A 4,848-nucleotide genomic window follows, 5' to 3' on the forward strand; every position below is an offset into this window, starting at 1 on the left:
GCGCTTCACCGAGAGGCGCCCTTCGACAAGCTCAGGGCTACGGTGTTTTTACGCCTCGCCGCCTTCGGTCGTGAGCAATCGCGCATCGATCCCGGCCTCGGCGAACGCCGCCTGCCAGCGCTTGCCGGGCGGCGTATCGAACAGCAAGGCATCGCTGCCCGGCGTCACATGCCAGCCATGGCGGACCATCTCGTCCTCGAGCTGCCCGCCCGCCCATCCGGCATAACCCAAAGCCACCAGCCAGCGCGACGGACCGCGCCCTTCGCCGATCGCGCGAAGGATGTCGTGCGAGCTCGACACCGTCCAGCGCCCAGCGACCTCGACCGCCCCCTCGCCGCCCCAGTCGCGGCTGTGCAGCACGAAGCCGCGCGACTGCTCGACCGGGCCGCCGAGGAACACCGGCATGTCGAGCGGGTCGTCGTCGTGCGCGATCTCGAGCTGGTCGAGCACCGCGCCGACCGTCATGCCCTCGATCGGGTCGGAGATGCCGATACCCATCGCGCCCTCCGCATCATGGCTGATCATCGCGATCACCACATGCTCGAAGCGGGGGTCGCCGATGCCGGGCAGCGCGAGGAGCAGCTGGCCGGTGAACCAGGGGGGAGCCGTTTCCATCGCACCACCATGCCCGCCCGCGCGGGCGCGGTCCAGCGCGCGCGTGAATTTATCCGCCGCGCTTGACTTGGCCCCCTCGCCACCCAATGTCTGCGCTCCCAATTCCCCGCTGAGAGGACAAGAAGATGACGATCCAGACCGGAGACAAGCTGCCCGAAACCACGCTGGTCAAGGTGACCGAAAGCGGCCCCGAACAGGTCAGCACCGCCGATTATTTCAAGGGCCGCAAGGTCGCGCTCTTCTCGGTCCCCGGCGCCTTCACCCCGACCTGCTCGGCCAAGCATCTGCCGGGCTTCGTCGACAAGGCCGCCGAACTCAAGGCGAAGGGCGTCGACGAGATCGTCTGCACCGCCGTCAATGACGCGTTCGTCATGGGCGCGTGGGGCAAGAATGGCGATGCGGGCGGCGCGGTCACCATGCTCGCCGACGGCAATGGCGATTTCGCCGAAGCGGTCGGCCTGACGATGGACGGCAAGGCCTTCGGCATGGGCAAGCGCGGCCAGCGCTTCTCGATGATCGTCAACGACGGCGTCGTCGAACAGCTCAACGTCGAAGCCCCCGGCGAATTCCGGGTGTCGAGCGCCGACCATATGCTCGAGCAGCTCTGAGATTTCAAAGGGCGGCGCATCATCGCGCCGCCCTTTCTTCTTCGTCACCCCGGGTTTGACCCGGGATCCCGCTCAGCCACGTCGAAAAGCGGGACCCCGGATCAAGTCCGGGGTGACGTTATGAGGTGGGCCCCACCTCTTCCCTTTTGTCACATTTTCGTGCAACAGCGTCGCGATGACATCCAACTCATCGCACAATCAGAACATCGCCGATCCCGCCGCCCTCGTCGAAGGGATCATCACCGAACTGCAGGACCGGTTCCGCACCTCGGTCACCAACCTCAAATCGGCGATCGCCGCCTATGTCCATGACGGCACGCTGCCGCCCACCGATGCCGCGGCGACGGGGCTGTTCGACTATCCCGCGATCCGCCTGACCACCACCGGCGAGCAGCGCGAGGGGCAGAAGGGGCATAATCTCGCCTTCGGCCGCTTCGAACGCGCGGGCGTTTTCGAAACGACGGTGACCCGTCCCGACCTCTTCGCCGATTATCTGCGCGACCAGCTCATGCTCCTCGCGCGCCATTACGACATCAAGCTCGAGGTCACGCGCACCGGACAACAAATCCCCTTCCCCTATGTGCTCGACGCCAGCGACGGTTCGGACATGGGCCGCGTCACCCCGCTCGAACTGGCGCGCCATTTCCCGACCACCGAGCTCGCCGACATCGGTGACGAACTCGCCGACGGCCTGTTCGGCGCCGATCCCGCCGCGTCGCAGCCGCTCGCCCTGTTCGACGCGCTGCGCACCGATTTCTCGCTCGCGCGGCTGCGCCATTACACCGGCACCGCACCCGAGCATTTCCAGCGCTATATCCTGTTCACCAACTACCACCGCTATGTCGACGAATTTGTCGCCTGGGCGGGCGCGCAGGTCGGCCAGGGCCATTATACCGCGCTCGCCGGCGCGGCGGGCCTCTATGTCGACCAGCCCGGCGTCAACGCCAGCGCGCTCGTCGCCGACAGCGCCTGGCGGCGGCACCAGATGCCCGCCTATCACCTCATCGCCCCCGACGGCGGCGGCATCACCCTCGTCAACATCGGCGTCGGCCCGTCGAACGCCAAGACGATCTGCGACCATCTCGCGGTGCTGCGCCCCGAGGCCTGGCTGATGATCGGCCATTGCGGCGGCCTCCGCCCCAGCCAGCGCATCGGCGACTATGTCCTCGCCCACGCCTATCTCCGCGACGATCATATCCTCGACGCGGTGCTGCCGGTCGCCATCCCGATCCCGCCGATCGCCGAGGTGCAGGTCGCGCTCGCGACCGCCGCCGAAGCGGTGTCGGGCGCGACGGGTGCCGACCTCAAGAAACGTATGCGCACCGGCACCGTCGTCACCACCGACGACCGCAACTGGGAATTGCGCTACACCGACAGCGCGCTGCGCTTCTCGCAATCGCGCGCGATCGGCATCGACATGGAAAGCGCGACGATCGCGGCGCAGGGCTATCGCTTCCGCGTCCCCTATGGCACCCTGCTCTGCGTCAGCGACAAGCCGCTTCACGGCGAACTCAAGCTGCCCGGACAGGCCAACCGCTTTTACGAGGAAGCGATCGCCGCGCATCTCCAGATCGGCATCCGCGCGTGCGAGACGATGCGCGACGAGGGCGCCAAGCTCCACAGCCGCAAACTCCGCGCGTTCAACGAGCCGCCGTTCCGTTGAGCGGGACGCCCGACCGTTCGCGATCGATCGCCGGCCGTGTCGCGATCGTCACCGGCGCGGCGAGCGGCATGGGCCGCGCCACCGCGCTGCTGCTCGCCAGCGAAGGCGCCCGGGTCGCGATCACCGATCTCGACCTCGCGGCCTGCGAAGCCGTCGCGGCCGAAGCCGGCCCCAATGCCAAGGCCTTCGCACTCGACGTGTCCGACGGCGAGGCGATCAAGGCCGTCGTCGCCGACATCGCGGCGCAGTTCGGCGGCATCGACATCCTGATCAACAATGCCGGCATCTCGGCCTTCTGCCCGCTCGACGCCGATGATTATGACGACATCTGGCACCGCGCCGTCGCGATCCTGCTGACCGGACACCAGCGCATGGTCCGCGCCGCGCTGCCCTGGCTGCGCCAAAGCGACGCGCCGCGCATCGTCAACATCGCCTCGACCGAGGGCCTCGGCGCGACGCCCGGCGACACGCCCTATGTGGCGGCCAAGACCGGCGTCACCGGCCTGACGCGCGGCCTCGCGGTCGATCTTGGCAAGGAAGGCATCACGGTCAACTGCATCTGCCCCGGCCCCATCCACACCGGCATGACCGACAAGGTGGCCGAGGCCGACAAGCTGGTCTTCGCCAAACGCCGCACCGCGCTGCGCCGCTATGGCGAGCCCGAGGAGGTCGCGCATATCACGCTCAGCCTCGTCCTGCCCGCCGCCAGCTATATCACCGGCGCGGTGATCCCGGTCGATGGGGGCCTGACGGCGCGCAACGCCTGAACGAGCGCGATTTCGCGGCAGGCCGGGCCGCGCCCTCGGCCCGCCCATTTCCAAAATCCGACCCTTCTGAATCCACGAACGCGGCGTCGGTTGCTCGGTTCGCCGCGTCTTGCGTTCGCGTCATCCCGCTCCGCGACCCCCTCGGTGAACTTTTCGCCTGCCGGAAAAGTTGACGCGACGATCACGGGCGCCCGCAGGGGCGGGCCGTCCATTCGAAGGAGCATTATATGAAGGCCATTTCCAGCAGTCCGAAACTCGTGCTGGCGCTCGCCATGCTGGCCAGCACGGCAACGATCAGCGTCGCGGCGCAGGACACGACCGAAGCCGAGCCGATGGCGACCGTCTATGGCCAGTTGCCCACCCCCGACCAGATGACCAAGGGTCCCAAGGTCGAAGGCATCATCGCGGCGCGCAGCGACGGCCGGATGCAGGTTGTCACCGCCGACGGCAGCCGCCAGAGCATCGCCATCGCCGATTATACCAAGATCAAGTCGAGCGGCGGCTTCCTCGGCCTCAGCCGCGACAAACTCGCTGCGGCCCAGCTGCTCAATGGCCTGCCGGTCTCGGTCGAAACCTATCAGTGGGACGGCGGCCTCGTCGCCAACCAGGTCGCGCTCAAGAACAAGGATCTGCGCACCGCGTCGATGATCTATACCGGCACCGACCAGCGTTTCGCCGAACAGACGGCCGCCACCGACCAGCTGCGCAGCCGCGTCGGCGACATCGACCAATATAATGTCAAGGCCACGACCAACGTGAACTTCGACACCGGCAAGGCCGTACTGACCGAACAGGCGAAGGCCGACCTTTGCGCCGCCGCGAACCAGGCCTCGAGCACCGACAATGCGCTGCTGCTCGTCGTCGGCTACACCGATTCGACCGGCAGCGAAGAGCTGAACCAGGAGCTCAGCGAAAAGCGCGCCAGCCGCGTCGTCAATTATCTGCAGCAGGCGTGCGGCTGGAAACCCTATCGCATGCTGACCCCGACCGGCATGGCCGAAGCCGATCCGGCGGCGGACAATTCGACCCCCGAAGGCAAGGCGCAGAACCGCCGCGTCGCGGTGAATATCCTCGTCAGCAAGGCCGTCGACGGGATCTGAGACGGACGGGGTGGGTGAAAGCCCACCCCTTTTCGCGCTCCAGGCCATCCCCTCTTTTTCCGTTCGTGTGGAGCGAAGTCGAGACACCCATCGGA

Annotated in this window: 5 protein-coding genes; 4 read left to right on the top strand and 1 reads right to left on the bottom strand. The window is 67.2% G+C overall.

Going from position 1 to position 4,848, the window contains the following annotated elements; genetic code table 11:
- Positions 1-48: 48 nt before the first annotated feature.
- A complete protein-coding gene (locus ACREB7_RS20560; RefSeq protein WP_431594116.1) occupies positions 49-615 on the bottom strand; it encodes a YqgE/AlgH family protein in 567 nt (188 codons plus the stop codon).
- A gap of 125 nt (positions 616-740) precedes the next feature.
- Between ACREB7_RS20560 and ACREB7_RS20565 the strand changes: the two genes are divergently transcribed.
- The 4 genes from ACREB7_RS20565 (at position 741) to ACREB7_RS20580 (ending at position 4,753) form a co-directional block, all read left to right on the top strand.
- Positions 741-1,223, top strand: a complete 483-nt coding sequence (locus ACREB7_RS20565; RefSeq protein ID WP_431594117.1) for a peroxiredoxin — start codon at positions 741-743, stop codon at positions 1,221-1,223.
- Between the two features lie 175 nt (positions 1,224-1,398).
- Complete coding sequence (locus tag ACREB7_RS20570; protein ID WP_431594118.1) at positions 1,399-2,886, top strand: AMP nucleosidase; 1,488 nt, start codon at positions 1,399-1,401, stop codon at positions 2,884-2,886.
- On the top strand, positions 2,883-3,653 hold the full coding sequence (locus ACREB7_RS20575) for an SDR family NAD(P)-dependent oxidoreductase (RefSeq protein WP_431594119.1): 771 nt from the start codon (positions 2,883-2,885) through the stop codon (positions 3,651-3,653). Before ACREB7_RS20570 ends, ACREB7_RS20575 begins: the two co-directional genes overlap by 4 nt.
- A 227-nt stretch (positions 3,654-3,880) precedes the next feature.
- Positions 3,881-4,753, top strand: a complete 873-nt coding sequence (locus ACREB7_RS20580; protein WP_431594120.1) for an OmpA family protein — start codon at positions 3,881-3,883, stop codon at positions 4,751-4,753.
- The last annotated feature ends 95 nt before the right edge of the window (positions 4,754-4,848 follow it).

Origin of the sequence: Sphingopyxis sp., assembly GCF_050725615.1 — a bacterium.
In the GTDB taxonomy this organism is placed as follows: domain Bacteria; phylum Pseudomonadota; class Alphaproteobacteria; order Sphingomonadales; family Sphingomonadaceae; genus Sphingopyxis.